At 55.3% G+C, this 23,751-nt stretch carries 22 protein-coding genes and 1 pseudogene; 16 read left to right on the top strand and 7 right to left on the bottom strand.

The features are described from left to right. Window positions 1-114 precede the first annotated feature (114 nt). The gene (locus O1722_RS19780) at window positions 115-1,437 is read left to right on the top strand and encodes an MFS transporter (protein WP_033486730.1); all 1,323 of its coding nucleotides are present in this window, start codon (window positions 115-117) and stop codon (window positions 1,435-1,437) included. On the opposite strand, the gene satP is transcribed toward O1722_RS19780, so the two are convergent. Then, complete coding sequence (gene satP, locus O1722_RS19775; protein ID WP_003856474.1) at window positions 1,414-1,980, bottom strand: acetate uptake transporter; 567 nt, start codon at window positions 1,978-1,980, stop codon at window positions 1,414-1,416. The genes O1722_RS19780 and satP overlap by 24 nt on opposite strands. 296 nt (window positions 1,981-2,276) lie before the next feature. Here satP and dnaK point away from each other — a divergent pair, with 296 nt between their 5' ends. The 4 genes from dnaK (at window position 2,277) to nhaR (ending at window position 7,729) form a co-directional block, all read left to right on the top strand. After that, entirely contained in the window at window positions 2,277-4,190 is a 1,914-nt protein-coding gene (gene dnaK / locus O1722_RS19770; protein WP_006810169.1) for a molecular chaperone DnaK, read from the top strand. 87 nt (window positions 4,191-4,277) lie between these two features. After that, the gene (dnaJ, locus tag O1722_RS19765; RefSeq protein WP_014830600.1) at window positions 4,278-5,423 is read left to right on the top strand and encodes a molecular chaperone DnaJ; all 1,146 of its coding nucleotides are present in this window, start codon (window positions 4,278-4,280) and stop codon (window positions 5,421-5,423) included. Between the two features lie 172 nt (window positions 5,424-5,595). Next, a complete protein-coding gene (gene nhaA / locus O1722_RS19760; RefSeq protein WP_033486732.1) occupies window positions 5,596-6,771 on the top strand; it encodes a Na+/H+ antiporter NhaA in 1,176 nt (391 codons plus the stop codon). 58 nt (window positions 6,772-6,829) lie between these two features. Continuing rightward, window positions 6,830-7,729 carry a transcriptional activator NhaR gene (gene nhaR, locus O1722_RS19755; protein ID WP_003856462.1) on the top strand — a complete coding sequence of 300 codons (900 nt, stop codon included), beginning with the start codon at window positions 6,830-6,832 and terminating at the stop codon, window positions 7,727-7,729. A gap of 58 nt (window positions 7,730-7,787) precedes the next feature. Here the strand turns inward: nhaR and rpsT are convergent, their stop codons facing one another. Next, on the bottom strand, window positions 7,788-8,051 hold the full coding sequence (rpsT, locus tag O1722_RS19750; protein WP_003856458.1) for a 30S ribosomal protein S20: 264 nt from the start codon (window positions 8,049-8,051) through the stop codon (window positions 7,788-7,790). 115 nt (window positions 8,052-8,166) lie between these two features. Here rpsT and O1722_RS19745 point away from each other — a divergent pair. The 8 genes and pseudogenes from O1722_RS19745 to O1722_RS19710 form a co-directional block, all read left to right on the top strand. Further along, window positions 8,167-8,372 (top strand): annotated as a pseudogene (locus O1722_RS19745) (DUF2575 domain-containing protein); the annotation flags it as partial. Window positions 8,373-8,379: 7 nt separating this feature from the next. After that, window positions 8,380-9,306 carry a bifunctional riboflavin kinase/FAD synthetase gene (ribF, locus tag O1722_RS19740; protein ID WP_003856456.1) on the top strand — a complete coding sequence of 309 codons (927 nt, stop codon included), beginning with the start codon at window positions 8,380-8,382 and terminating at the stop codon, window positions 9,304-9,306. A gap of 45 nt (window positions 9,307-9,351) precedes the next feature. Then, window positions 9,352-12,168 carry an isoleucine--tRNA ligase gene (gene ileS / locus O1722_RS19735; protein ID WP_033486733.1) on the top strand — a complete coding sequence of 939 codons (2,817 nt, stop codon included), beginning with the start codon at window positions 9,352-9,354 and terminating at the stop codon, window positions 12,166-12,168. Next, window positions 12,168-12,668, top strand: coding sequence for a signal peptidase II (gene lspA, locus O1722_RS19730; RefSeq protein ID WP_003856452.1), 501 nt, complete (start codon window positions 12,168-12,170; stop codon window positions 12,666-12,668). Before ileS ends, lspA begins: the two co-directional genes overlap by 1 nt. Before the next feature lie 116 nt (window positions 12,669-12,784). After that, on the top strand, window positions 12,785-13,234 hold the full coding sequence (gene fkpB, locus O1722_RS19725; protein ID WP_015572634.1) for an FKBP-type peptidyl-prolyl cis-trans isomerase: 450 nt from the start codon (window positions 12,785-12,787) through the stop codon (window positions 13,232-13,234). Window position 13,235: 1 nt separating this feature from the next. Further along, a complete protein-coding gene (ispH, locus tag O1722_RS19720; protein ID WP_017383814.1) occupies window positions 13,236-14,186 on the top strand; it encodes a 4-hydroxy-3-methylbut-2-enyl diphosphate reductase in 951 nt (316 codons plus the stop codon). A gap of 156 nt (window positions 14,187-14,342) precedes the next feature. Beyond that, on the top strand, window positions 14,343-14,897 hold the full coding sequence (locus tag O1722_RS19715; protein ID WP_017383813.1) for a glucose-6-phosphate isomerase family protein: 555 nt from the start codon (window positions 14,343-14,345) through the stop codon (window positions 14,895-14,897). Next, window positions 14,890-15,660, top strand: coding sequence for a glucose-6-phosphate isomerase family protein (locus tag O1722_RS19710; protein ID WP_015572636.1), 771 nt, complete (start codon window positions 14,890-14,892; stop codon window positions 15,658-15,660). Before O1722_RS19715 ends, O1722_RS19710 begins: the two co-directional genes overlap by 8 nt. A gap of 27 nt (window positions 15,661-15,687) precedes the next feature. On the opposite strand, the gene O1722_RS19705 is transcribed toward O1722_RS19710, so the two are convergent. From O1722_RS19705 to O1722_RS19685, 5 genes are read right to left on the bottom strand one after another with little or no spacing between them, the layout of a single operon-like run. After that, window positions 15,688-16,506: a PTS system mannose/fructose/sorbose family transporter subunit IID gene (locus tag O1722_RS19705; protein WP_015572637.1), complete on the bottom strand. Its 819-nt coding sequence runs from the start codon at window positions 16,504-16,506 to the stop codon at window positions 15,688-15,690. Next, entirely contained in the window at window positions 16,506-17,303 is a 798-nt protein-coding gene (locus tag O1722_RS19700) for a PTS mannose/fructose/sorbose/N-acetylgalactosamine transporter subunit IIC (protein ID WP_015572638.1), read from the bottom strand. Before O1722_RS19700 ends, O1722_RS19705 begins: the two co-directional genes overlap by 1 nt. Window positions 17,304-17,313: 10 nt before the next feature. Beyond that, window positions 17,314-17,808: a PTS sugar transporter subunit IIB gene (locus O1722_RS19695; RefSeq protein ID WP_015572639.1), complete on the bottom strand. Its 495-nt coding sequence runs from the start codon at window positions 17,806-17,808 to the stop codon at window positions 17,314-17,316. Between the two features lie 10 nt (window positions 17,809-17,818). Further along, entirely contained in the window at window positions 17,819-18,247 is a 429-nt protein-coding gene (locus O1722_RS19690; protein WP_033486734.1) for a PTS sugar transporter subunit IIA, read from the bottom strand. Between the two features lie 2 nt (window positions 18,248-18,249). Further along, window positions 18,250-19,992, bottom strand: coding sequence for a class I mannose-6-phosphate isomerase (locus O1722_RS19685; protein WP_017694537.1), 1,743 nt, complete (start codon window positions 19,990-19,992; stop codon window positions 18,250-18,252). A 187-nt stretch (window positions 19,993-20,179) separates the two neighbouring features. Between O1722_RS19685 and O1722_RS19680 the strand changes: the two genes are divergently transcribed. The 3 genes from O1722_RS19680 (at window position 20,180) to carA (ending at window position 23,744) form a co-directional block, all read left to right on the top strand. After that, a complete protein-coding gene (locus O1722_RS19680) occupies window positions 20,180-21,187 on the top strand; it encodes a LacI family DNA-binding transcriptional regulator (protein ID WP_015572642.1) in 1,008 nt (335 codons plus the stop codon). A 132-nt stretch (window positions 21,188-21,319) separates the two neighbouring features. Then, window positions 21,320-22,141 carry a 4-hydroxy-tetrahydrodipicolinate reductase gene (gene dapB / locus O1722_RS19675; RefSeq protein ID WP_032671442.1) on the top strand — a complete coding sequence of 274 codons (822 nt, stop codon included), beginning with the start codon at window positions 21,320-21,322 and terminating at the stop codon, window positions 22,139-22,141. A 454-nt stretch (window positions 22,142-22,595) separates the two neighbouring features. Further along, window positions 22,596-23,744 (top strand): glutamine-hydrolyzing carbamoyl-phosphate synthase small subunit, encoded by a 1,149-nt coding sequence (gene carA, locus O1722_RS19670; protein WP_023295905.1) that lies wholly within the window; start codon window positions 22,596-22,598, stop codon window positions 23,742-23,744. Window positions 23,745-23,751 lie beyond the last annotated feature (7 nt).

The raw sequence follows: 23,751 nt of genomic DNA, 5'->3' as shown, positions 1-23,751 counted from the left end.
AAAATGTGACATTAGCGCCAGCCGCTGTAGCGTGTAAATGGATTTACGATATAGTAATTTTTTCTTTACGATTACTGTAAAAAATAATCCACAACACATGCACAATGGTTCGCTATGTCACATAACACCCGACCTCTGAATCGACAGGACTACAAAACCCTCACGCTCGCTGCTCTGGGCGGCGCGCTGGAGTTTTACGACTTCATCATCTTTGTCTTCTTCGCCGCCGTTGTGGGGGCGCTGTTTTTCCCGGCGGATATTCCGGAATGGCTGCGTCAGGTACAAACCTTCGGCATTTTCGCTGCCGGCTATCTGGCGCGCCCGCTGGGCGGCATTGTCATGGCGCACTTTGGCGATCTGGTCGGGCGCAAGAAGATGTTTACCCTCAGCATCCTGCTTATGGCCGTGCCGACGCTGGCGATTGGGCTTTTGCCTACCTATGAGTCGATGGGCATTATCGCCCCGTTATTGCTGCTGCTGATGCGTATTCTCCAGGGCGCGGCCATCGGCGGGGAAGTGCCGGGCGCCTGGGTGTTTGTCGCTGAGCACGTCCCGGTGCGCCGCATCGGCATTGCGTGCGGAACGCTGACCGCAGGGCTGACGATCGGGATCCTGCTTGGCTCCGTGGTTGCAACCATCATCAATACCAGCATGACGCAACAGGCCGTTCACGACTGGGGCTGGCGTATACCGTTCCTGCTGGGCGGGGCGTTTGGGCTGGTGGCAATGTACCTGCGACGCTGGTTGCAGGAGACGCCAATATTTCTGGAAATGCAGCAGCGGAAGGCGCTGGCGCAAGAACTGCCGGTGAAAACCGTAGTAGTGCGGCATAAAAAAGCGGTAGTGGTATCGATGCTTCTGACCTGGCTGCTGTCTGCGGGGATCGTGGTGGTCATTTTGATGTCACCGGTCTGGCTGCAAAAACAGTACGGTTTTGCGCCTGCCGTGACGTTACAGGCGAACAGTATCGCGACAATTATGCTCTGCTTTGGTTGTCTGGCCGCCGGGCTGGCGGCGGATCGTTTCGGCGCAAGCGCGACCTTTATTGTCGGCAGTTTGCTTCTGGCCGCGTCGAGCTGGGCATTTTATCATCTTGCGGGCACCCATCCTGAACAGCTGTTCCTGCTATACGGTGTCGTCGGGCTGTGCGTGGGCGTCGTTGGCGCCGTACCGTACGTAATGGTCCGCGCCTTCCCGCCGGAGGTACGCTTCACTGGGATCTCTTTCTCTTATAATGTCTCGTATGCCATTTTCGGTGGGCTGACCCCGATTGTGGTGACGGTGTTGATGGGGGTGTCACCCCTTGCACCTGCGTGGTACGTGCTGGCGTTATCGCTGATGGGACTGGTTTTGGGGGGGTGGCTTCGCCAGTCAGAGGGACGTCGTGCCCGCGACGCGGGCACGACAGAGGGATCAGTGTTTTTCACCAATCGGTAGAATGGTGCGGTCGAACTGCTCGTTCAGCACTTCACCCATGGCCAGGTAGATTGCGCTTGCGCCGCAAACCAGACCTACCCAGCCGGCAACGTGAACGATGCCTTCGTTATCCGCCAGGTGACCGATGGCCAGCAGAGCGAACAGTACGGTCAGGCTCAGGAAGACGAATTGCAGTGCGCGGTTCGCCTTAAGGGTACCGAAGAACATGAACAGGGTGAACACGCCCCACAGTCCCAGGTACACGCCCAGGAAATGGGCGTTTGCCGCCTCTGCCAGGCCCATTTTAGGCATCAGCAGAATTGCGACCAGAGTCAGCCAGAAGGAACCGTAAGAGGTAAAGGCGGTTAAGCCGAAGGTGTTGCCTTTCTTATATTCCAGCAGGCCCGCAAAGATCTGTGCGATACCGCCGTAAAAAATGCCCATCGCCAGGATAATGCCGTCCATCGGGAACATCCCGATATTGTGCAGGTTCAGCAGAATGGTGGTCATGCCAAAACCCATCAGGCCCAGCGGAGCCGGATTAGCCAACTTAGTGTTGCCCATAAGTCCTCAAAAAAATCATCATTAATATGGTGAAATGGTTAAACCCGCGCCAGTTCTACCTGACGGGGCGCGGCATCATAATGGGCGGCATCGACGCCGTCTATGATCTCACCGGGGTGAAATTAAAAAATTTTTTATCGTTCCCCCTTGATGGATGCCGTTGTGACCCCATCTTGTAAGCAACCGCAGTGTGTGGACCTGAAAAAAATCAAATCTGGGCAGTTGAAAAAGCACGTTCTGCCCTTATTACAGGTACACAACCACATGTTGACTGAATTTTTAGTGGAGACGTTTAGATGGGTAAAATTATTGGTATCGACCTGGGTACTACCAACTCTTGTGTAGCGATTATGGATGGCACTACTGCACGTGTGCTGGAGAACGCCGAGGGCGATCGCACCACGCCTTCTATCATTGCTTATACCCAGGATGGTGAAACTCTGGTTGGTCAGCCGGCTAAACGTCAGGCCGTGACAAACCCGCAAAACACCCTGTTTGCGATCAAACGCCTGATTGGCCGCCGCTTCCAGGACGAAGAAGTTCAGCGTGACGTTTCCATCATGCCTTACAAAATCATCGCAGCCGATAACGGCGATGCATGGCTTGATGTGAAAGGCACCAAAACGGCACCTCCGCAGATCTCTGCTGAAGTGCTGAAGAAAATGAAGAAAACCGCGGAAGATTACCTGGGTGAACCGGTAACTGAAGCTGTTATCACCGTACCTGCTTACTTCAACGATGCTCAGCGTCAGGCAACCAAAGATGCTGGCCGTATCGCAGGTCTGGAAGTAAAACGTATCATCAACGAACCAACCGCAGCAGCACTGGCTTACGGTCTGGATAAAGAAGTTGGCAACCGTACTATCGCGGTTTACGACCTGGGTGGTGGTACCTTCGATATCTCTATTATCGAAATCGACGACGTTGACGGCGAAAAAACCTTCGAAGTTCTGGCAACCAATGGTGATACCCACCTGGGTGGTGAAGACTTCGATACCCGTCTGATCAACTACCTCGTTGACGAGTTCAAGAAAGATCAGGGCATTGACCTGCGTAACGACCCGCTGGCCATGCAGCGACTGAAAGAAGCCGCTGAGAAAGCGAAGATCGAGCTGTCTTCCGCTCAGCAGACCGACGTGAACCTGCCGTACATCACCGCAGACGCGACCGGTCCAAAACACATGAACATCAAAGTGACCCGTGCGAAACTGGAAAGCCTGGTAGAAGACCTGGTGAACCGTTCTATTGAGCCACTGAAAGTTGCATTGCAGGACGCTGGCCTGTCCGTGTCTGACATTCAGGACGTTATCCTGGTAGGTGGTCAGACTCGTATGCCAATGGTTCAGAAGAAAGTGGCTGAGTTCTTTGGTAAAGAGCCACGTAAAGACGTGAACCCGGACGAAGCGGTTGCTATCGGTGCTGCGGTTCAGGGTGGTGTTCTGACGGGTGAAGTAAAAGACGTACTGCTGCTGGACGTTACCCCGCTGTCTCTGGGTATCGAAACCATGGGTGGCGTGATGACTCCGCTCATCAACAAAAACACCACTATCCCGACGAAACACAGCCAGGTGTTCTCTACCGCTGAAGACAACCAGTCTGCGGTAACCATCCATGTGATTCAGGGTGAGCGTAAGCGCGCGGCGGATAACAAATCTCTGGGTCAGTTCAACCTGGACGGTATTAACCCGGCACCACGCGGCATGCCACAGATCGAAGTCACCTTCGACATCGATGCTGACGGTATCCTGCATGTGTCTGCGAAAGACAAAAATAGCGGTAAAGAGCAGAAGATTACCATCAAGGCATCTTCTGGCCTGAACGAAGCGGAAATCGAAAAAATGGTTCGTGATGCCGAAGCTAACGCGGAATCCGACCGTAAGTTCGAAGAGCTGGTTCAGACCCGTAACCAGGGTGACCATCTGCTGCACAGCACCCGTAAGCAGGTTGAAGAAGCGGGCGATAAACTGCCAGCGGAAGACAAAACTGCGATCGAAACTGCACTGAGCGCGCTGGAAACGTCTCTGAAAGGCGAAGACAAAGCGGACATCGAAGCGAAGATGCAGGAGCTGGCACAGGTTTCTCAGAAGCTGATGGAAATCGCTCAGCAGCAGCACGCACAGCAGCAGGCGGGCGCTGATGCTTCCCAGAACAACGCGAAAGACGACGATGTTGTCGACGCTGAGTTCGAAGAAGTGAAAGACAAAAAATAATCGCCCTGATGCAGGGTAAGTAATCGGCACGGGCGTAGGAGAATTCTCCACGCCCGTGCTCGCATGTTAAGGGGCTTAAAAAAACCAATGGCAAAGCAAGACTATTACGAGATTTTAGGCGTTCCGAAAACTGCGGAAGAGCGTGAAATCAAAAAGGCGTATAAGCGCCTGGCCATGAAATTCCACCCTGACCGTAATCAGGGTGACAAAGAGGCTGAAGCCAAATTTAAAGAGATTAAAGAAGCCTACGAAGTCCTGACCGATGCACAAAAACGTGCGGCCTATGATCAGTACGGTCACGCGGCCTTTGAACAAGGCGGCATGGGCGGCGGTGGATTTGGTGGCGGCGGCTTCGGCGGCGGCGCTGATTTCAGCGATATCTTTGGTGATGTATTTGGCGATATCTTCGGCGGCGGACGTGGTCGTCAGCGCGCGGCGCGCGGCGCAGACCTGCGCTACAACATGGAGCTGACGCTTGAAGAAGCGGTTCGCGGCGTCACCAAAGAGATCCGTATTCCGACGCTGGAAGAGTGTGACGTTTGCCACGGCAGCGGCGCGAAAGCGGGGACTCAGCCACAGACCTGCCCAACCTGTCACGGTTCCGGTCAGGTGCAGATGCGCCAGGGCTTCTTCGCGGTGCAGCAGGCCTGTCCGCACTGTCATGGTCGCGGTACGCTGATTAAAGATCCGTGCACCAAATGCCACGGTCACGGTCGCGTGGAGAAAACCAAAACGCTGTCCGTTAAGATCCCGGCAGGCGTGGATACGGGCGACCGCATCCGTCTGGCAGGTGAGGGTGAAGCCGGCGAGCACGGCGCACCGGCAGGCGATCTGTACGTTCAGGTTCAGGTGAAGCAGCACGCCATCTTCGAGCGTGAAGGTAACAACCTGTACTGTGAAGTGCCGATCAACTTTGCGATGGCGGCGCTGGGTGGCGAAATCGAAGTGCCGACGCTGGACGGTCGCGTTAACCTGAAAATCCCCGGCGAAACCCAGACCGGGAAGCTGTTCCGCATGCGCGGCAAAGGCGTTAAATCCGTTCGCGGTGGCGCGCAGGGTGACCTGTTATGCCGCGTGGTCGTGGAAACGCCGGTCGGCCTGAACGATAAGCAGAAACAGCTGCTGAAAGAGCTTCAGGAGAGTTTTGGTGGCCCGACGGGTGAGAAAAACAGTCCGCGCTCCAAAAGCTTCTTCGATGGCGTCAAAAAATTCTTCGACGATTTAACCCGCTAACCCGCTAGCTGGTTACTATCCTTTAAAGCCCGGAAGCAATTCCGGGCTTTTTGTTTATAGCGTTATTCCTCGGTTAAACTGAATATATACCCAATATTAATCTGTTTTTACCGATCTGTTTGCGCTGATATTATGGTTTTACCGAGGTATTGTTGTAAAAGAGAGTTTAAACGTGAAATTACTACACCGTTTCTTTAGCAGTGAGGCATCCGGCGGCGTCATCCTGATTATTGCTGCTGCGGCCGCTATGCTGCTCGCCAATATGGGCATGACGCGCGATCTCTATCACGCATTTCTGGAAACGCCCGTCGAGCTGAAAGTCGGGGCGCTGGAAATTAACAAGAACATGCTGCTGTGGATCAACGATGCGCTGATGGCGGTGTTCTTCCTGCTGGTGGGTCTGGAGGTTAAACGTGAGCTGGTGATCGGTTCGCTTGCCAGCCGTCAGCGCGCGGCGTTTCCGGTGATCGCGGCGATTGGCGGGATGATCGTTCCGGCGTTGCTCTTTCTCGCGTTTGCGTGGCAGGATCCGGTTGCGCGTGACGGCTGGGCGATCCCGGCTGCAACGGATATCGCGTTTGCGCTCGGGGTCTTAGCCTTGCTCGGTAGCCGCGTCCCGGTAGCACTGAAAATTTTCCTGATGGCGCTGGCGATTATCGATGATCTGGGCGCTATCGTGATTATCGCGCTGTTCTACACCAGCGATCTGTCGGTTCTGTCGCTGAGCGTGGCGGCCGTGGCTATTGTGGTGCTGGCCTTGCTGAACGTCTTCAACGTCCGACGTACGGGTATTTATATTCTGGTGGGCATGGTGCTGTGGACGGCGGTGCTGAAGTCTGGCGTGCATGCCACGCTGGCGGGCGTCATCGTTGGCTTCTTTATTCCGCTGAAGGAGCAGGACGGCAAATCGCCAGCCAGACAGCTGGAGCATGTGCTTCATCCGTGGGTGGGCTTTATGATCCTGCCGCTGTTTGCGTTTGCCAACGCGGGAGTTTCCCTGGCCGGGGTTACCATGGACGGACTCACCTCCGTGCTGCCGCTGGGTATCATCGCCGGTCTGTTTATCGGTAAGCCGCTGGGTATCAGCCTGTTCTGCTGGCTGGCGCTGAAGCTGAAGCTGGCGTCATTGCCAAACGGGACCACCTTTAGCCAGATTATGGCCGTCGGCGTGCTGTGCGGTATTGGATTCACCATGTCGATCTTTATCTCGACGCTGGCGTTTGGCGCAAACGCGCCTGAGCTTATCGTCTGGGCAAAACTCGGCATTCTCATCGGGTCATTACTGGCCGCAGTCATTGGTTATACCTTGTTGAAGGTGAAATTGTCCGGACAGGCTGTCCAGGCATAACAGGAAACCGGGAGAAGGGAAGCCTTCTCCCGATAAACTATCAGGGAGTGAAAACGTGATGTCTCATTTGAACTATAACCATCTCTATTACTTCTGGCATGTCTACAAGCAGGGCTCGGTCGTGGGTGCCGCAGAGGCGCTCTACCTGACGCCACAGACTATCACCGGGCAAATCAAAGCCCTGGAAGAGCGCTTGCAGGGAAAGCTTTTTAAGCGGAAAGGGCGTGGCATTGAGCCGAGCGAGCTGGGTGAACTGGTATTCCGCTATGCGGACAAGATGTTCACCCTGAGCCAGGAGATGCTGGATATCGTCAACTACCGCAAAGAGTCTAACCTGCTTTTTGACGTGGGGGTGGCGGATGCGCTGTCCAAACGGCTGGTGAGTGGCGTGCTGGATGCGGCGGTGGTGGAAGATGAACAGATCCATTTACGCTGCTTTGAGTCCACTCACGAGATGCTGCTGGAACAGCTGAGCCAGCATAAGCTGGATATGATTATTTCGGATTGCCCTATCGATTCCACGCAGCAGGAAGGCTTGTTCTCGGTGAAAATTGGCGAATGCGGCGTCAGTTTCTGGTGCATCAATCCGCCACCGGAAAAACCGTTTCCTGCCTGCCTGGAAGAGCGCCGCTTGCTGGTGCCGGGTCGGAGGTCCATGCTCGGACGGAAGCTGCTGAACTGGTTTAACTCGCAGGGGCTGAACGTAGAAATTCTCGGTGAGTTCGACGATGCGGCGCTGATGAAAGCCTTTGGCGAAGCGCATAACGCTATCTTCGTTGCTCCGACGCTGTACGCGCACGATCTCTATTCAGACGACAAAATAACCGAGATCGGCAGGGTGGATAACGTGATGGAAGAGTATCACGCCATATTCGCCGAAAGGATGATTCAGCACCCGGCGGTGCAGCGAATCTGCAATCGCGACTATTCGGCGCTTTTTACGCCGCCGGCAATCTGAAGACATAAAAAAACCCGCGTTAAGCGGGTTCTTTCAAACAAGCAACAACAAGTGGCGATTAAGCCAGTTTGTTGATCTGCGCGGTCAGGTTTGCTTTATGACGCGCTGCTTTGTTTTTGTGGATCAGACCTTTAGCAGCCTGACGATCCACGATTGGTTGCATTTCGTTAAATGCGTTCTGCGCTGCAGCTTTGTCGCCAGCTTCGATAGCTGCGTATACTTTCTTGATGAAAGTACGCATCATAGAGCGACGGCTTGCATTGTGCTTACGAGCCTTTTCAGACTGAACGGCACGTTTCTTAGCTGATTTGATATTAGCCAAGGTCCAACTCCCAAATATGATCTATGTGGACAATTCAAAGGCCGAGGAATATGCCCTCTATACCTTCTTTTGTCAATGGATTTGTGCAAATAAGCGCCGTTAATGTGGCGACGCTACGTTACGTAGTGATGGCGCAGGATTCTACCAGCTTGTCGTTCGTGAATACAGCTTTTCGGCGTAAAAATCGCAGTTCGCGGACAGATTTTTTTGCTGCGAAAGGTCAGCGTGATGAAATCATACGGCTTTCTGTTTAGCGTGAACAATCGCCGGTTAACCTTAACCGCTGTACAAGGTATACTTTGGCGATTTTCACTGTTTTGAGCCAGTCATGAAGCTGATACGCGGCATACATAATCTCAGTCAAGCCCCGCACGGGTGCGTGCTGACCATTGGTAATTTCGACGGCGTGCATCGTGGGCATCAGGCGCTGTTGCAGGGATTGCGTAAAGAAGGCGAGGCGCGAGGCCTGCCCGTCGTGGTGATGATTTTCGAGCCTCAGCCGCTGGAGCTGTTTGCAGGCGAGAAATCCCCCGCGCGGCTGACGCGTCTGCGCGAGAAGTTACGCTACCTGGCGGAGTCAGGGGTGGACTACGTCCTGTGCGTACGGTTCGACCGTCGTTTTGCCGCGCTGACCGCACAAAATTTTGTCAGCGACCTGTTGGTCAGGCAGCTTGGCGTGCAGTTTCTCGCCGTGGGCGATGATTTCCGCTTTGGCGCTGGTCGTCAGGGCGATTTCTTGTTATTACAGAAGGCTGGCCTGGAGTACGGGTTTGACGTCACCAGCACGATGACCTTCTGTGAGGGCGGCGTGCGCGTAAGCAGCACGGCGGTACGTCAGGCGCTGGCGAATGATGAACTGGACACGGCAGAAACGCTGCTGGGTCACCCGTTCACAATTTCAGGTCGCGTGGTCCATGGCGATGCGCTGGGCCGCACGATAGGTTTCCCGACGGCGAATATACCGCTGCGTCGTCAGGTCTCCCCGGTTAAAGGGGTCTATGCGGTGGAAGTGGCAGGACTGGGCGAGAAGCCTTTCTACGGCGTCGCCAACATTGGCACACGTCCAACGGTTGCCGGTGTGCGTCAACAGTTAGAAGTACACCTGCTGGACGTTGTAATGGACCTGTATGGTCGCCATATAGATGTGATACTGCGTAAAAAAATACGCAATGAACAGCGATTCGCTTCGCTGGATGAACTTAAGGCGCAAATCGCGCGAGATGAATTAACGGCCCGCGAGTTTTTTGGGCTTTAGAACCGGCTTAACTGCCTACGTGATAAATACGGAACCGAGAATCTGATGAGTGACTATAAATCAACCCTGAATTTGCCGGAAACAGGGTTCCCGATGCGCGGCGATCTCGCCAAGCGTGAACCGGGAATGCTGGCGCGTTGGACCGATGATGACCTGTACGGCATCATTCGTGCAGCCAAAAAAGGCAAAAAAACCTTCATTCTGCATGATGGCCCTCCATATGCGAATGGCAGCATTCATATTGGTCACTCTGTAAACAAGATTCTGAAAGACATTATCGTGAAGTCCAAAGGACTCGCGGGATATGACTCGCCTTACGTTCCGGGCTGGGACTGCCATGGTCTGCCGATCGAGCTGAAAGTTGAGCAAGAGTACGGTAAGCCGGGTGAGAAGTTCACCGCCGCAGAATTCCGCGCGAAATGCCGCGAATACGCTGCCACCCAGGTTGACGGTCAGCGCGCTGACTTCATCCGTCTGGGCGTGCTGGGTGACTGGTCGCATCCGTACCTGACCATGGACTTCAAAACCGAAGCCAACATCATCCGAGCGCTGGGTAAAATCATCGGCAACGGTCACCTGCACAAAGGCGCGAAGCCGGTGCACTGGTGCGTCGACTGCCGCTCTGCGCTGGCAGAAGCGGAAGTGGAGTATTACGACAAAACCTCGCCTTCTATCGACGTGGCCTTCGAAGCGGTCGATCAGGATGCGATCAAAGCTAAATTTGGTCTGCCTGGCGTAAGCGGCCCGATCTCTCTGGTGATCTGGACCACCACCCCGTGGACGCTGCCTGCTAACCGCGCGATCTCCCTCTCTGGCGAGTTTGAGTATGCGCTGGTGCAGATTGATGGCCGTGCGGTTATCCTGGCGAAAGACCTGGTCGAAAGCGTGCTGAAACGCGCGAACATCACCGATTACACCGTGCTGGGCACCGTAAAAGGCGACGCGCTGGAACTGATGCGCTTCAAACACCCGTTCCTGGACTTCGACGTTCCGGCGATTCTGGGCGACCACGTCACGCTGGACGCGGGTACCGGTGCGGTGCATACCGCCGGTGGCCACGGTCCTGACGACTACAACATCAGCCTGAAATATGGTCTGGAAATCGCTAACCCGGTTGGTCCGGACGGCTCTTACCTGCCAGGCACGTACCCGGCGCTGGACGGCATCAACGTCTTTAAAGCTAACGACATCATCGTTGATATGCTGCGCACCAGCGGCGCGCTGCTGCACGTTGAGAAAATGCAGCACAGCTATCCGTGCTGCTGGCGTCACAAGACCCCGATCATCTTCCGTGCAACCCCGCAGTGGTTTATCAGCATGGACCAGAAAGGCCTGCGCGCGCAGTCTCTGAAAGAGATCAAAGGCGTGCAGTGGATCCCTGACTGGGGCCAGGCGCGAATCGAATCCATGGTGGCTAACCGTCCTGACTGGTGTATCTCCCGTCAGCGCACCTGGGGCGTGCCGATGTCTCTGTTCGTACATAAAGAGACGCAGGAGCTGCACCCGAACACGCTGGAACTGATGGAAGAAGTGGCGAAGCGCGTCGAAGTTGACGGCATTCAGGCGTGGTGGGATCTCGACGCCCGCGACATCCTGGGCGCTGATGCAGACAACTACGAAAAAGTGCCGGATACCCTGGACGTGTGGTTCGACTCCGGGTCTACCCACTCCTCCGTGGTTGACGTGCGTCCGGAGTTTGCTGGTCACGCTGCCGATATGTATCTGGAAGGGTCTGACCAACACCGCGGCTGGTTCATGTCATCGCTGATGATCTCCACCGCCATGAAGGGTAAAGCACCTTACCGCCAGGTATTGACCCACGGCTTCACCGTGGATGGTCAGGGCCGTAAGATGTCCAAATCTATCGGTAACACCGTTTCTCCGCAGGACGTGATGAACAAACTTGGCGCGGACATTCTGCGTCTGTGGGTGGCCTCTACCGACTACACCGGCGAAATGGCGGTCTCTGATGAGATCCTGAAACGTGCTGCTGACAGCTATCGTCGTATTCGTAACACCGCGCGCTTCCTGCTGGCGAACCTGAACGGGTTCGATCCGGTGAAAGACATGGTGAAGCCGGAAGAGATGGTTGTGCTCGATCGCTGGGCGGTAGGCTGCGCGAAAGCGGCGCAGGAAGATATTCTTAAAGCCTATGAGTCTTACGACTTCCACGAAGTGGTGCAGCGCCTGATGCGCTTCTGCTCCATCGAGATGGGCTCGTTCTACCTCGACATCATCAAAGACCGCCAGTACACCGCGAAAGCGGACAGCGTGGCGCGTCGTAGCTGCCAGACTGCGCTGTTCCACATCGCAGAGGCGCTGGTACGCTGGATGGCGCCGATCATGTCCTTCACCGCGGATGAAATCTGGGGTTATCTGCCGGGCGACCGCGAGAAGTATGTCTTCACTGGCGAGTGGTACGAAGGTCTGTTCGACCTCTCCAGCACTGAAGCAATGAACGATGCCTACTGGGACGAGCTGCTGAAAGTGCGTGGCGAAGTGAACAAGGTTATCGAGCAGGCGCGCGCTGACAAGAAAGTCGGTGGCTCTCTGGAAGCGACGGTGACCCTGTACGCAGAGCCTGAGCTGGCCGCGAAGCTGACCGCGCTGGGCGATGAATTACGATTTGTCCTGTTGACCTCTGGTGCGAAAGTTGCGGATTATGCCGAAGCTACTGCTGATGCTCAGCAGAGTGAACTGCTCAAAGGACTGAAGGTCGCGCTGAGCAAAGCCGACGGTGAAAAATGCCCGCGTTGCTGGCATTACACCACTGATGTCGGTCAGGTGGCGGAACACGCAGACATCTGCGGACGCTGTGTAAGCAACGTCGCCGGTGACGGCGAAAAACGTAAGTTTGCCTGATGAGTAAAACTCTCTGTTCAACAGGACTGCGCTGGCTGTGGCTGGTGGTGGTGGTGCTGATTATTGATTTGGGCAGCAAGTTCCTGATCCTCCAGAATTTCGCTCTGGGGGATACGGTCCCGCTGTTTCCGTCGCTTAACCTGCACTATGCCCGCAACTATGGTGCGGCGTTTAGTTTCCTTGCCGACAGCGGTGGCTGGCAGCGCTGGTTCTTCGCGGGTATCGCTATCGGTATCTGCGTCGTGCTGGCGGTGCTGATGTACCGCTCAAAGGCCACGCAAAAGCTGAATAATATCGCCTACGCGCTGATCATTGGCGGCGCGCTGGGTAACCTGTTTGACCGCCTGTGGCACGGCTTTGTGGTCGATATGATCGACTTCTACGTTGGCGACTGGCACTTCGCGACCTTTAACCTCGCCGATAGCGCAATATGCGTTGGTGCGGCGTTAATCGTGCTGGAAGGCTTCTTGCCTAAACCGGCCGCGAAAGAGCAGGCGTAACAAAACCAGCCGGGTGACGCGTAGCGATCCCGGCCTACAGAATTTGTGGCCCCCGTAGGCCCGGTAAGCGTAGCGCCACCGGGCAACAGGTGACCCAAAACAAGCGAGCAATTTGCATGTCTAAATCCGTACAGAGCAACAGCGCGGTTCTCGTTCATTTCACGCTGAAGCTGGATGACGGCTCCACGGCCGAATCCACCCGCAACAATGGCAAACCGGCGCTGTTTCGTCTGGGTGACACCTCCCTGTCTGAAGGCCTTGAGCAGCAGCTTCTGGGTCTGAAAGAGGGCGAGAAAAAAGCGTTTTCGCTGGAGCCGGATGCGGCATTTGGCGTGCCAAGCCCGGACCTGATCCAGTATTTCTCGCGCCGTGAGTTTATGGATGCGGGTGAACCAGAAATCGGGGCGATTATGCTCTTTACCGCTATGGACGGCAGCGAAATGCCTGGCGTGATCCGAGAAATCAACGGCGATTCTATCACCGTCGATTTCAACCATCCGCTTGCCGGGCGTACCGTTCATTTTGATGTCGAAGTGCTGGAGATCGATCCGGCACTGGAGGAGTAAAATGCAGATCCTGTTGGCTAACCCGCGCGGCTTCTGCGCCGGTGTAGACCGCGCTATCAGCATTGTTGAAAACGCGCTGGAGATTTACGGCGCGCCGATTTACGTGCGTCACGAAGTGGTGCACAACCGTTACGTGGTCGACAGCCTGCGCGAGCGCGGTGCGATTTTTATCGAGCAGATCAGCGAAGTGCCGGACGGCGCAATACTCATCTTCTCCGCGCACGGCGTCTCTCAGGCGGTACGCAACGAGGCGAAAAGCCGCGATCTGACCGTATTCGATGCCACCTGTCCGTTAGTGACAAAAGTGCATATGGAAGTGGCGCGCGCCAGCCGTCGTGGTGAAGAGTCAATTCTGATTGGTCACGCCGGTCACCCGGAAGTTGAAGGCACCATGGGCCAGTACAGCAACCCGGAAGGGGGCATGTACCTGGTCGAATCACCGGAAGATGTCTTTACGCTGGACGTGAAAAACGAAGCCCGTCTGTCGTTTATGACCCAGACGACGCTTTCCGTAGACGACACCTCAGACGTGATTGACGCCCTGCGCCAGCGCTTCCCGAAAATCGTCGGGCCGCGCAAAGATGATATCTGCTATGCAACCACCAACCGTCAGGAAGCCGTACGCGCCCTGGCTGAACAGGCGGATGTGGTGCTGGTGGTCGGCTCGAAAAACTCCTCTAACTCCAACCGACTGGCCGAACTGGCGCAGCGTATGGGGAAAGCGGCGTTCCTGATCGACGACGCAACGGACATTCAGGAAGCGTGGGTGAAAAACGCGGCCTGCGTCGGTGTTACCGCAGGCGCTTCAGCGCCGGATATCCTGGTTCAAAACGTCATTGCCCGCCTGCAAGAGCTGGGCGGTGGCGAAGCGGTGCCGCTGGAAGGCCGTGAAGAGAACATTGTCTTCGAAGTGCCGAAAGAGCTGCGAATCGACGCCCGCGAAGTGGAATAATGTCCTCTCAATCTTCAAAATGCCGGTGGCGAAAGCCTCCGGCATTTTTGTTTCTGGTTAACTGTGATTCACCATCAATATTGACGCTTTTATCACTAGGTTAATCGTTTAATCTGCCATCATGATATTGCTGTTCTCCTCGGGCCGGAGAGCGATATGAATTCAGACATCTTTTTGCCACCTCAGTTGACGTGGGCTACCGGCGCGCTAGCCGGCGGGCCGCTTATCCGCAAAACGACTCGTCTTGCGGATCTTCCTGGGATCTTCGCAGACGGCGAGGCGTGGAAGTGCGGCAATCCTCAAAAAAGTGTGTATGACGTAGACGTACTGGGCTCGCCCGTAGGGGAAGGGGCACTCTTCGTTGGGGTAACTCACCTGCGTGCGGGTAACGTGGGCGATGAGTTCTTTATGACTCGCGGTCATTTTCATCAGCGCCGCGAACAGGGCGAGGTCTATTTTGGCCTGCGCGGATGTGGCTTGTTGCTGCTGCAAACGGAGGCAGGCGACGCGCGGCTTGAGCAGGTGACGGCTGGCTCCGTGCATATTATTCCTCCTTTTACAGCGCATCGTTTGATTAACACTGGCAACGAGACGCTATCCTCCCTTGCCGTCTGGCCGAGCATTGCGGGACACGACTATGCGGCGCTGGCAGAGGGCTTCACCCTGCGGATCTTTGCCTCCGGGGAAGGTTACGAGGTGCGCCATGGCTAACTATGGCCTTGATATGACCATCACCCGCCAGCCGCTCGGTTTTTGCTACGGAGAGGATGTTACCGGGCCGATGCCGGAGATCAGAACGCTGGATCAGATCCGCCCGTCGCTGCGCAATCCGGACTGCGAAGGGCCTGAACAGGTATATGCCATCGCGATGGACGTGGCGCGTCTGGCGGACAGGCCGGAGCTCGAAAAACGCATGCTGCTTTTTGGTGTGGTCACCTACGCGGCAGGCACGCTTGGCGATGAGCCGGTCCGCAGCCAGGGACATGTTCACCGTATTAGCCAGCACAGCGGATGGTCGCCCCCTGAGCTGTACGAAATCTGGCAGGGTAAAGCGATTATCTACATGCAGGAGTATGTGGACGACGATCCGGGACGTTGTTTTGCGGTACTCGCGGGGCCGGGTGAAAAGGTACTGGTCCCTCCCGGATGGGGCCATGCGACGATTTCGGCCTCGCCCAATGAGCCGCTGACGTTTGGTGCGTGGTGCGATCGGGAATATGGCTTTGAGTATGAGGCCGTTCGTGCGCGAAAAGGTCTGGCCTGGTATCCCTTAGTTCAGGGTAATCATATTGTCTGGCAGCATAACAGTCACTACAGACCAGGGCGCTTGCAGATGATTACGCCGAGAAGTTATCCGGAATTTGGCATTACTGATGCGCCTGTTTATCAGCAGTTTATTGATGACCCCGCACGGTTCCAGTTTATTTCGCGTCCGGATAAAGTCGCAGAACTGTGGAATAACTTCCATCCATAAAGAAGCCGGGGCATTGCCCCGGTTTTCTTATCCTGCAAACAAACCGGACGCCACGCCAAGCGCTGCCAGTATAAGCAGCAATATCATGGCTTTTACCGGCGACACGCCGCGTTTTGCCATCAGATACCAGGTCCCCAGCACCACCGCCAGCGGAAGCAGCTGCGGGAAAATACCGTCCAGCATCTGCTGAACGTGAATGTTTACCCCGTCCCGGGTGATGAACTCCAGCCCGGTGCCGAGCTTCACGTAGCTGGCCGCCACGCCGCCCATGACAAATACGCCCAGTAGCGAGAGCGCTTCCCGTAGCCGGGTAGATTTGCTGCTGACCAGCATCTCCACGGAGCCTGATCCCATCTGGTAGCCTTTGAGAAACAGGAACCAGGAGCCAGGGATAATGATGGCCAGCCAGGCAACGGTATAAAACAGTGGACCGAGGATATTTCCGCCTGCCGCCAGCGCCATCCCAATGCTAAGCAGGATCGGGATCAGCATGCCGGGGATCATCGAATCGCCGATCCCGGCAATTGGCCCCATCAGGCCTACCTTCAGGGTATTTATGGTTTCACCGTCAATCGGCTCGCCGTTGGCTTTTTTCTCCTCCAGCCCCAGCGCCATACCGTTAACGATCGCGCCAATCTGTGGCTCCGTGTTGTAGAATGACGCGTGACGGCGCAGCATCTCGGTACGTTGTACCGGGTCGGGATAGAGCTTTTTTGCGACCGGCAGCATGCTCAGGCAAAAGCCGAAGGATTCAAGGCGTTCAAAGCTCATTGAGGAGAGGTTGTGCATCATCCACGCTCGCCAGCAGCGGCGCAGATCCTTGCGGGTGAGTTTACGTTCTTCCATCAGAATTCATCCTCGTCGTCAGGGACAGGTGCTGAAGCCACGGCCTGCGGTGCCTCGGGTTTATAGTTGTAATGAATCAGTGCCAGCAGGGCGCCCACGATCACCAGCGCGACCATATTGAGTTTCAGGAAAACGATGCAGACGAAGCCCACCAGAAAGTAGATAAGCATGGTATAGCTTTTGATGATCTGCTTAAGCAGGATGGCAATACCGACGGCGGGCAAAATGCCGCCCAGCACATTCATGGTGGAGAGGACGATGTGCGGCAGGCTGTCCATAAACCCGCTAATGTACTGTGCGCCAAAAAAGACGGCGATAAAGGTAGGCACAAAGCGCAGCACAAAATTCATCGCCTGCGGCCAGATGGCGCTGTTGAGGTAGATCCCGCGCTCGTCGCCGTTCTCCAGCGCCACATCCGCACGATGGTTCCAGAAGGAGTTCAGCACCATCATCGCATTGAAGAGAATGGTTCCGGCGATCCCAATAGTCGCCGCCAGCGCGACGGCAACCTCAGGTCCTTTGCCGGAAAGTATTCCCAGTGCAATGGCCGGATAAGCCACAAAGTTTAAATCTGCTGGCATCGAGCCGCCGGGTGTCACCATTGCGATATAAACCGCCTGCACCGCTACGCCAATCATAATCCCGGTTTTGATATCGCCCAGTATCAGGCCAACCAGCATCCCGGAAATGAGCGGTCGGGAGATGAGATACCAGCCGCCCGTCAGCCCTAAAAGCCACGGACTACTGAGTGCGCCCAGATAACACAGCAGGCCAATTAAAGCCGCTTCGATAATCATGATCTGCTCCTTATTTCAGCTTTTGTCTGGCATCCTGCCAGGTATAAAAACTGGCATCAGGAACCAGGCGGAATTCAATCGCGTGTCCCTGCCCGGTCAGCCACTCGAACGCCGCCGCTTCATCCTGGGTTACCGATTGATTCGGGCCGATGGTGATCGTGTTAGCCCGGGCGCTCATCGGGCCCACGTTAATTTTTCCATTGCTGTTTTTCAGGCTAATGCCCGCCTGCTCAATGCGCTGTAGCGTGAGTGGAGATTTGCCAATCACGAAATAGCGCTTTTCGCTGGCAATCACTTTTGGCAGTTTTTCGATCGCGGTTGCCGTATCGAACAGCCACACTTTGGTATCTGATACGGCCCCTTTCATGACCGACGATAACAGCGGATCGGCCGCAACGGCATCGTCAATGGCAACGATGCCGTCGCAGGGCAGCTCCCTGGCCCAGCGTGTAATGAGCTGCCCGTGGATCACGCGATCGTCAATGCGTACAAAAGAAATACTCATATGCGGCTCCTTAAAAATCGTCTGTCTGTGCAGTATCTGCCGGTTTCGCCTGTACCAGCGTCGGCAGAGTAAGTTCGATAAGCTGCCCGGCAGCCTGATGAACATCGCGAGCCATCATCACCTCTTCGGTTTGCAGCAGCATCGGGAAGTTGACTCCAGCCACCACGGCGACCGGCGGCTGCGTATATGGGTTAAGCGCGGCCTCACAGGCCACGTTCCACGGCGTGCCGCTTTGCATGTCGCACAGCACCAGCACGCCGTCAGCGTTGACGCTTGCCGCTTCCAGTGTGGAGATGAAATCCTGCCGGAAGCCCTCTATTCCCGCCTGTTCGGTCAGACAAATGGCGTGTACGCCGGGGAGCTCGCCGTATACCATCCGGCCGCTCTCCAGCAGCGCGGCGGCTAACGGCCCATGAGTGGCGACAATAAAATGAATCATCGTTAGCTCCTTACCCAGGCTTTGATAGTCGCGAGGGGGTGTCCGGAAGCACGGGCTGAAGGTGAAATGCGATAGTCACCTACGCTTGCCGGAATGATGAAGGTTTCGGCGTAATGGACGGTAAACGGCTCAAATGCACCGGTTGGGCTGTCGACAATTGCTTCGTCGCCCTCTACCAGATTCAGCACGTTCACACCGCCGCCGGTGTGGTGCAAAACGGGTTCGCTAAACCAGTGGCGGCGGGTTTCGATAAATTCACGCTCGTGCAGGCCAGTACGCTCTTCACGCCAGCCGTTTCCTTCCGCGACAGGTTCGAACTGATTCACCAGATGCTGATGAACCCACTGCGCGTCGCGCTGCCAGTCGATCACCTTTTCACCGTGCTCCAGGTGTACCGGGCGCGGCAGCCCGTCCAGGCCCAGGCGGCCCCAGTCCCACAGTTTGAAGGTGAAAATATACGGCGTAGCGCTGATCTCCAGCACCATGGTACCCGCGCCGGAGCAGTGCACCGTCCCAGCCGGGATCAGGAAATGATCGTGCTTTTTTGCCGGGATCTGATTAACGAAGCGGTCGTCATCAAACGGTTTTTCACCGCGACCCGCGCGCCTGAGATCGTCCATCATGGCCTCAGGGTCTGTGCCGGTTTTGGTCCCCAGATAGACGACGGCACCCGGCTCCGCTTCCAGAATGTAATAACTCTCATCCTGGGTATAGTGCATCCCAAACTGCTGCTGGATGTACTCGGTAATGGGGTGGACCTGGAAGCTCAGATTCTGGCCACCCATGGTGTCGAGGAAGTCAAAACGGATCGGGAATTCCGCGCCGAAACGTGCGTGAACTTTCTCGCCCAGCAGAGCACGGGGCTCAAGCAAAACCAGATCCTGAGAGGGGATCTCGATCCGCACTGCGCCAAAACGCAGTAACAGGCTGTTCTCCTCGGGCACGCAGTCAAAACACCACGCGTAATTGGGTGCAGAGGGATCGAGATCGAATTGCTGTTTCATCCACTGGCCGCCCCAGACGCCAGGATCGAAAAAGGGCGCCACGCGGAAAGGCTGGGTGGTAGTTTGCTTCAGCCCGGCTCGCAGGGCCTCGCCGCTGACCATCGCGGGCTGGTTCGTCTGGGTTGTATCCAGTAAAAAATCGGTGCGCCTGAGCAGCGGCGTTTTGTGGCGATCGAAGACGCGCCATTCGACAAAAAAGGCGCGCTTGTAGCGACGAAGCATATCTTCCTGCTGATTATCTGCGCCCCAGTTCCCAGTCTCACCCCGGCGCATACGCTGCTGGATCTCCCAGCGCGGCAGATCGGCATACACCAGCACATCACCCGGATGGACAAGCGTCGCACCGGGACCGTAGATCACAATCAGCCCCCCAGAACACTGGCTCACCCGAACCTGCAAAGCCTCCAGACGCGCGGGATCGAAAAACTCTCCAAGCTGGTGGCAGGAGAGAACGCCAAAGACGCGATCGTCTGTGAGGTTGCGTGCCAGCATCTCATGAATGGCACACTCATCCCGTCGCGCCTGTTCAGCATTGATCGCCAGCGTCGGGCGTAGACGCGGCAGCACGTTCTCTTCAAGCTCGGTCATGCGCACGCCCGGATAGCAGTCAATCACCAGCACCGTGCGGCTGCGCTGTTGGGTTTTTGACTCAAGAACGCGGGTTATTGCTTCCCAGCCTTGCCAGGCGCTGTCATCAAAACCCTGTATCGCCACCGTGGGGAATTTGTCGTAGGTTGTCATTGTATCCTCCGTAATCGTTATTTAAGGTTATTCGATTAACCGTATTTGAGAAGAGTGGTTAACGCGATTAACCCGCCATAAATGCGAATCGAATCCAGAACAACAGCGGTAATGTGAAGAGTCTCACAGGGAAAAATGCAAAAAACAGGTTATTCGATTAACCTGTAGTGATGATGAAGGAGACAACATGACGGGAATTACACTGGCCGATGTCGCGAAACGCGCCGGCGTGTCAACGGCGACGGTCTCGATGGTGCTCTGCAACAAAGGCCGCATTTCGCAAAGCACGCGCGAACGTGTGCTTAAGGCGCTGGATGAATCCGGCTATGTCTATAACCAGACGGCAGCCAATTTACGTAACCGCAGCAGTAACCAGGTCGGGCTGCTCTTGCACGATATCACCAACCCTTTTTACAGCGAGATGACGGCAGGGCTAAGTCATGAAATGGAGCGCCACGAGCTGATGCTTTTTCTGGCGAATAGCGAGGAATCGGCAGAGCGACAGCAAAAATTTGTTGATTCACTGATGCGTAATAACGTCGGCGGTATGGTGCTGTGTGCGGCTCGGGAAACGCCCCAGGCCTTTTTTGAGGGTCTGAAGCGGCGCAATATTCCGGCTATCATGGTTGTGCGACCGCTGAACGATCCGGATTTTGATTTTGTCGGAACGGATAACTTCTTAGGCACGCAGATGGCGACGGAGCATCTGCTCAGAATGGGCCATCGGCACATTGCGTTCATTGGAGGGAGCCAGAATTCGGGCTCTCGGGCGCAGCGTATCGGGGGCTTTACCAGCAAGCTGCTGGAGTACGGCGTGACGCCGAATCCTGCCTGGATCAGAACCTCTCACGCCAGCCAAAGCGACGGCGCGCGCGTGGCAGAGGCGTTACTTCTCGAGCATCCACACATCAGTGCGGCAATTTGCTATCAGGATGTTGTGGCGCTGGGGGTGATGCAAAGCTTACGCAAGATGGGCCGTGAGCCGGGACGTGATTTTGCGCTGGTCGGTTTCGATGATATTACCGAAGCGGCTCTGGTGCAGCCCGCATTGACCACCGTATCGGTGGCGGCGAAAGAGATTGGTCGTAAGGCAGGGGAGTTACTTTACAGCCGCATACAGGGCAACGACGAACCCGCCAAACGCATCATTCTGCCGCCTGCGCTGGTGGTGCGGGAATCATGTGGTTTTCGCTGACGATCATGTCTTTCACTGATATCTCACCCTGTTTATCATTAAATTCTAATTATCGGCGTTTTCTGTGGCAGCCTGTGCAAAGGCTGGTTAATCTGAAAACGATTTACATCATTTTAACGTAAGAGAATAACTATGCATGATGCACAGATCCGCGTCGCCATTGCGGGCGCGGGTGGACGTATGGGCCGTCAGCTGATTCAGGCGGCACTACAGATGGATGGCGTGGCGCTTGGCGCGGCGCTGGAGCGTGAAGGTTCATCGCTTTTGGGAGCCGATGCAGGCGAGCTGGCGGGCGCAGGTCAGACGGGCGTTACCGTGCAGAGCAGCCTTGAGGCGGTGAAAGAAGACTTTGACGTGTTTATCGATTTTACCCGCCCTGAAGGCACGTTGGCTCACCTGGCGTTTTGCCGTCAGCACGGTAAAGGGATGGTGATTGGCACCACCGGTTTTGACGAGGCCGGTAAGCAAGCCATTCAGGATGCGTCCACTGAGATTGCGATTGTCTTTGCGGCAAACTTTAGCGTGGGGGTAAACGTCATGCTGAAACTGCTGGAGAAGGCGGCGAAGGTGATGGGCGACTACACCGACATTGAAATCGTCGAAGCGCACCATCGCCACAAAGTCGATGCTCCGTCAGGCACGGCGCTGGCAATGGGCGAAGCGATTGCGTGTGCAATGGATAAAGATTTGAAAGACATCGCGGTCTATTCTCGCGAAGGCCACACTGGCGAGCGCGTGCCTGGCACCATTGGGTTTGCCACCGTTCGCGCAGGTGATATCGTCGGTGAACATACCGCTATGTTCGCCGATATTGGCGAAAGGATCGAAATCACTCATAAAGCATCCAGCCGCATGACATTTGCAAACGGGGCGGTACGTTCGGCATTGTGGCTGAAAGGTAAGCGTAATGGTCTTTTTGATATGCGAGATGTCCTCGAACTCAACAATTTGTAAGCATTATTACCCTTCGTGATGTGGTTATTGCAGTCGTAATTACTTGATTGCATAGGGCAATATTTTATTGCCCTTTTATTTTGTCTGTTTTGGGTGTTTATTGTGTCTAACTGATTTAAAGTAAGTGTTTTGTCGATAATTTCTGTTGCTGAACTGTAAATTTTGACCATTTGGTCCACTTTTTATTCCTGCAAGACGTTCCTTTCTATTAAACAGCATACGCAAGCGGTTTCCACAGTGATTTAGTTGATCTTTTTGCCGCTTAATCTGAGTTCAGACCGCCAGGCTTGCAAAAGAATATACAAAACTCCCGTTTTAAGTTGACTTTTACATGGCAAATCCCCAGAATGCCGCCGTTTGCCAAAAATCCGCTGGCAACACATTTGCATTGATCCATGACATGGTTATGAATTAATATGCAAATAAAGTGAGTGAATATTCTCTGGAGGGTGTTTTGATTAAGTCAGCGCTATTGGTTCTGGAAGACGGAACCCAGTTTATCGGTCGGGCCATAGGGGCAACGGGTTCGGCGGTTGGGGAAGTCGTTTTCAATACTTCAATGACCGGTTATCAAGAAATCCTCACTGATCCTTCCTATTCTCGCCAAATCGTTACTCTTACTTATCCTCATATCGGCAATGTCGGCACCAATGCGGCTGACGAAGAATCCTCTCAGGTACATGCGCAAGGCCTGGTCATTCGCGACCTGCCGCTGATTGCCAGCAACTTCCGCAACACCGAAGACCTCTCTTCTTACCTGAAGCGCCACAACATTGTGGCGATTGCCGATATCGATACCCGTAAGCTGACGCGTCTGCTGCGCGAGAAGGGTGCACAAAACGGTTGTATCATCGCAGGGGATAACCTCGATGCGACGCTGGCGCTGGAAAAAGCGAAAGCCTTCCCGGGACTGAACGGTATGGACCTGGCGAAAGAAGTGACCACCGCTGAAGCCTACAGCTGGACGCAGGGAAGCTGGACGCTGGAAGGCGACCTGCCGGAAGCGAAACCGGAAAGCGAGCTGCCGTTCCACGTGGTGGCCTACGATTTTGGCGCCAAGCGCAACATCCTGCGTATGCTGGTTGACCGTGGCTGCCGCCTGACGGTGGTTCCGGCGAAAACCTCTGCTGAAGATGTTCTGAAGATGAACCCGGACGGCATCTTCCTCTCAAACGGTCCTGGCGACCCGGCGCCGTGCGACTACGCTATCGACGCCATCAAGTCCTTCCTTGAAACCGACATCCCGGTATTCGGCATCTGTCTCGGCCATCAGCTGCTGGCGCTGGCGAGCGGAGCGAACACCGTCAAGATGAAGTTTGGCCACCACGGTGGTAACCACCCGGTGAAAGATATCGACAACAACACGGTGATGATCACCGCGCAGAACCACGGCTTCGCTGTGGATGAAGCAACGATGCCAGCTAACCTGCGCGTGACGCATAAGTCACTGTTCGATGGTACCTTGCAGGGTATCCATCGCACCGATAAGCCTGCGTTCAGCTTCCAGGGCCACCCTGAAGCCAGCCCGGGCCCACACGATGCCGCGCCGCTGTTCGATCACTTCATCGAACTTATCGAGCAATACCGTAAGACCGCTAAATAATCAGGAG

It is taken from the genome of Enterobacter cloacae complex sp. HYC003_NIDB, assembly GCF_056673375.1.
The sequence above is the reverse complement of the archived record's forward strand: the minus strand, read 5'-3'. Positions and strand labels throughout refer to the sequence as shown.

Bases quoted from the DNA above. Each gene is read 5' to 3' on its own strand.
- O1722_RS19680 (WP_015572642.1), top strand. From the start codon at position 20,180: ATGACGGGAATTACACTGGCCGATGTCGCGAAACGCGCCGGCGTGTCA.
- lspA (WP_003856452.1), top strand. From the start codon at position 12,168: ATGAGTAAAACTCTCTGTTCAACAGGACTGCGCTGGCTGTGGCTGGTG.
- satP (WP_003856474.1), bottom strand. From the start codon at position 1,980: ATGGGCAACACTAAGTTGGCTAATCCGGCTCCGCTGGGCCTGATGGGT.
- ribF (WP_003856456.1), top strand. From the start codon at position 8,380: ATGAAGCTGATACGCGGCATACATAATCTCAGTCAAGCCCCGCACGGG.
- O1722_RS19710 (WP_015572636.1), top strand. From the start codon at position 14,890: ATGGCTAACTATGGCCTTGATATGACCATCACCCGCCAGCCGCTCGGT.
- O1722_RS19700 (WP_015572638.1), bottom strand. From the start codon at position 17,303: ATGATTATCGAAGCGGCTTTAATTGGCCTGCTGTGTTATCTGGGCGCA.
- ileS (WP_033486733.1), top strand. From the start codon at position 9,352: ATGAGTGACTATAAATCAACCCTGAATTTGCCGGAAACAGGGTTCCCG.
- O1722_RS19780 (WP_033486730.1), top strand. From the start codon at position 115: ATGTCACATAACACCCGACCTCTGAATCGACAGGACTACAAAACCCTC.
- dapB (WP_032671442.1), top strand. From the start codon at position 21,320: ATGCATGATGCACAGATCCGCGTCGCCATTGCGGGCGCGGGTGGACGT.
- dnaJ (WP_014830600.1), top strand. From the start codon at position 4,278: ATGGCAAAGCAAGACTATTACGAGATTTTAGGCGTTCCGAAAACTGCG.
- O1722_RS19695 (WP_015572639.1), bottom strand. From the start codon at position 17,808: ATGAGTATTTCTTTTGTACGCATTGACGATCGCGTGATCCACGGGCAG.
- O1722_RS19715 (WP_017383813.1), top strand. From the start codon at position 14,343: ATGAATTCAGACATCTTTTTGCCACCTCAGTTGACGTGGGCTACCGGC.
- O1722_RS19705 (WP_015572637.1), bottom strand. From the start codon at position 16,506: ATGGAAGAACGTAAACTCACCCGCAAGGATCTGCGCCGCTGCTGGCGA.
- dnaK (WP_006810169.1), top strand. From the start codon at position 2,277: ATGGGTAAAATTATTGGTATCGACCTGGGTACTACCAACTCTTGTGTA.
- nhaR (WP_003856462.1), top strand. From the start codon at position 6,830: ATGTCTCATTTGAACTATAACCATCTCTATTACTTCTGGCATGTCTAC.
- O1722_RS19685 (WP_017694537.1), bottom strand. From the start codon at position 19,992: ATGACAACCTACGACAAATTCCCCACGGTGGCGATACAGGGTTTTGAT.
- O1722_RS19690 (WP_033486734.1), bottom strand. From the start codon at position 18,247: ATGATTCATTTTATTGTCGCCACTCATGGGCCGTTAGCCGCCGCGCTG.
- fkpB (WP_015572634.1), top strand. From the start codon at position 12,785: ATGTCTAAATCCGTACAGAGCAACAGCGCGGTTCTCGTTCATTTCACG.
- ispH (WP_017383814.1), top strand. From the start codon at position 13,236: ATGCAGATCCTGTTGGCTAACCCGCGCGGCTTCTGCGCCGGTGTAGAC.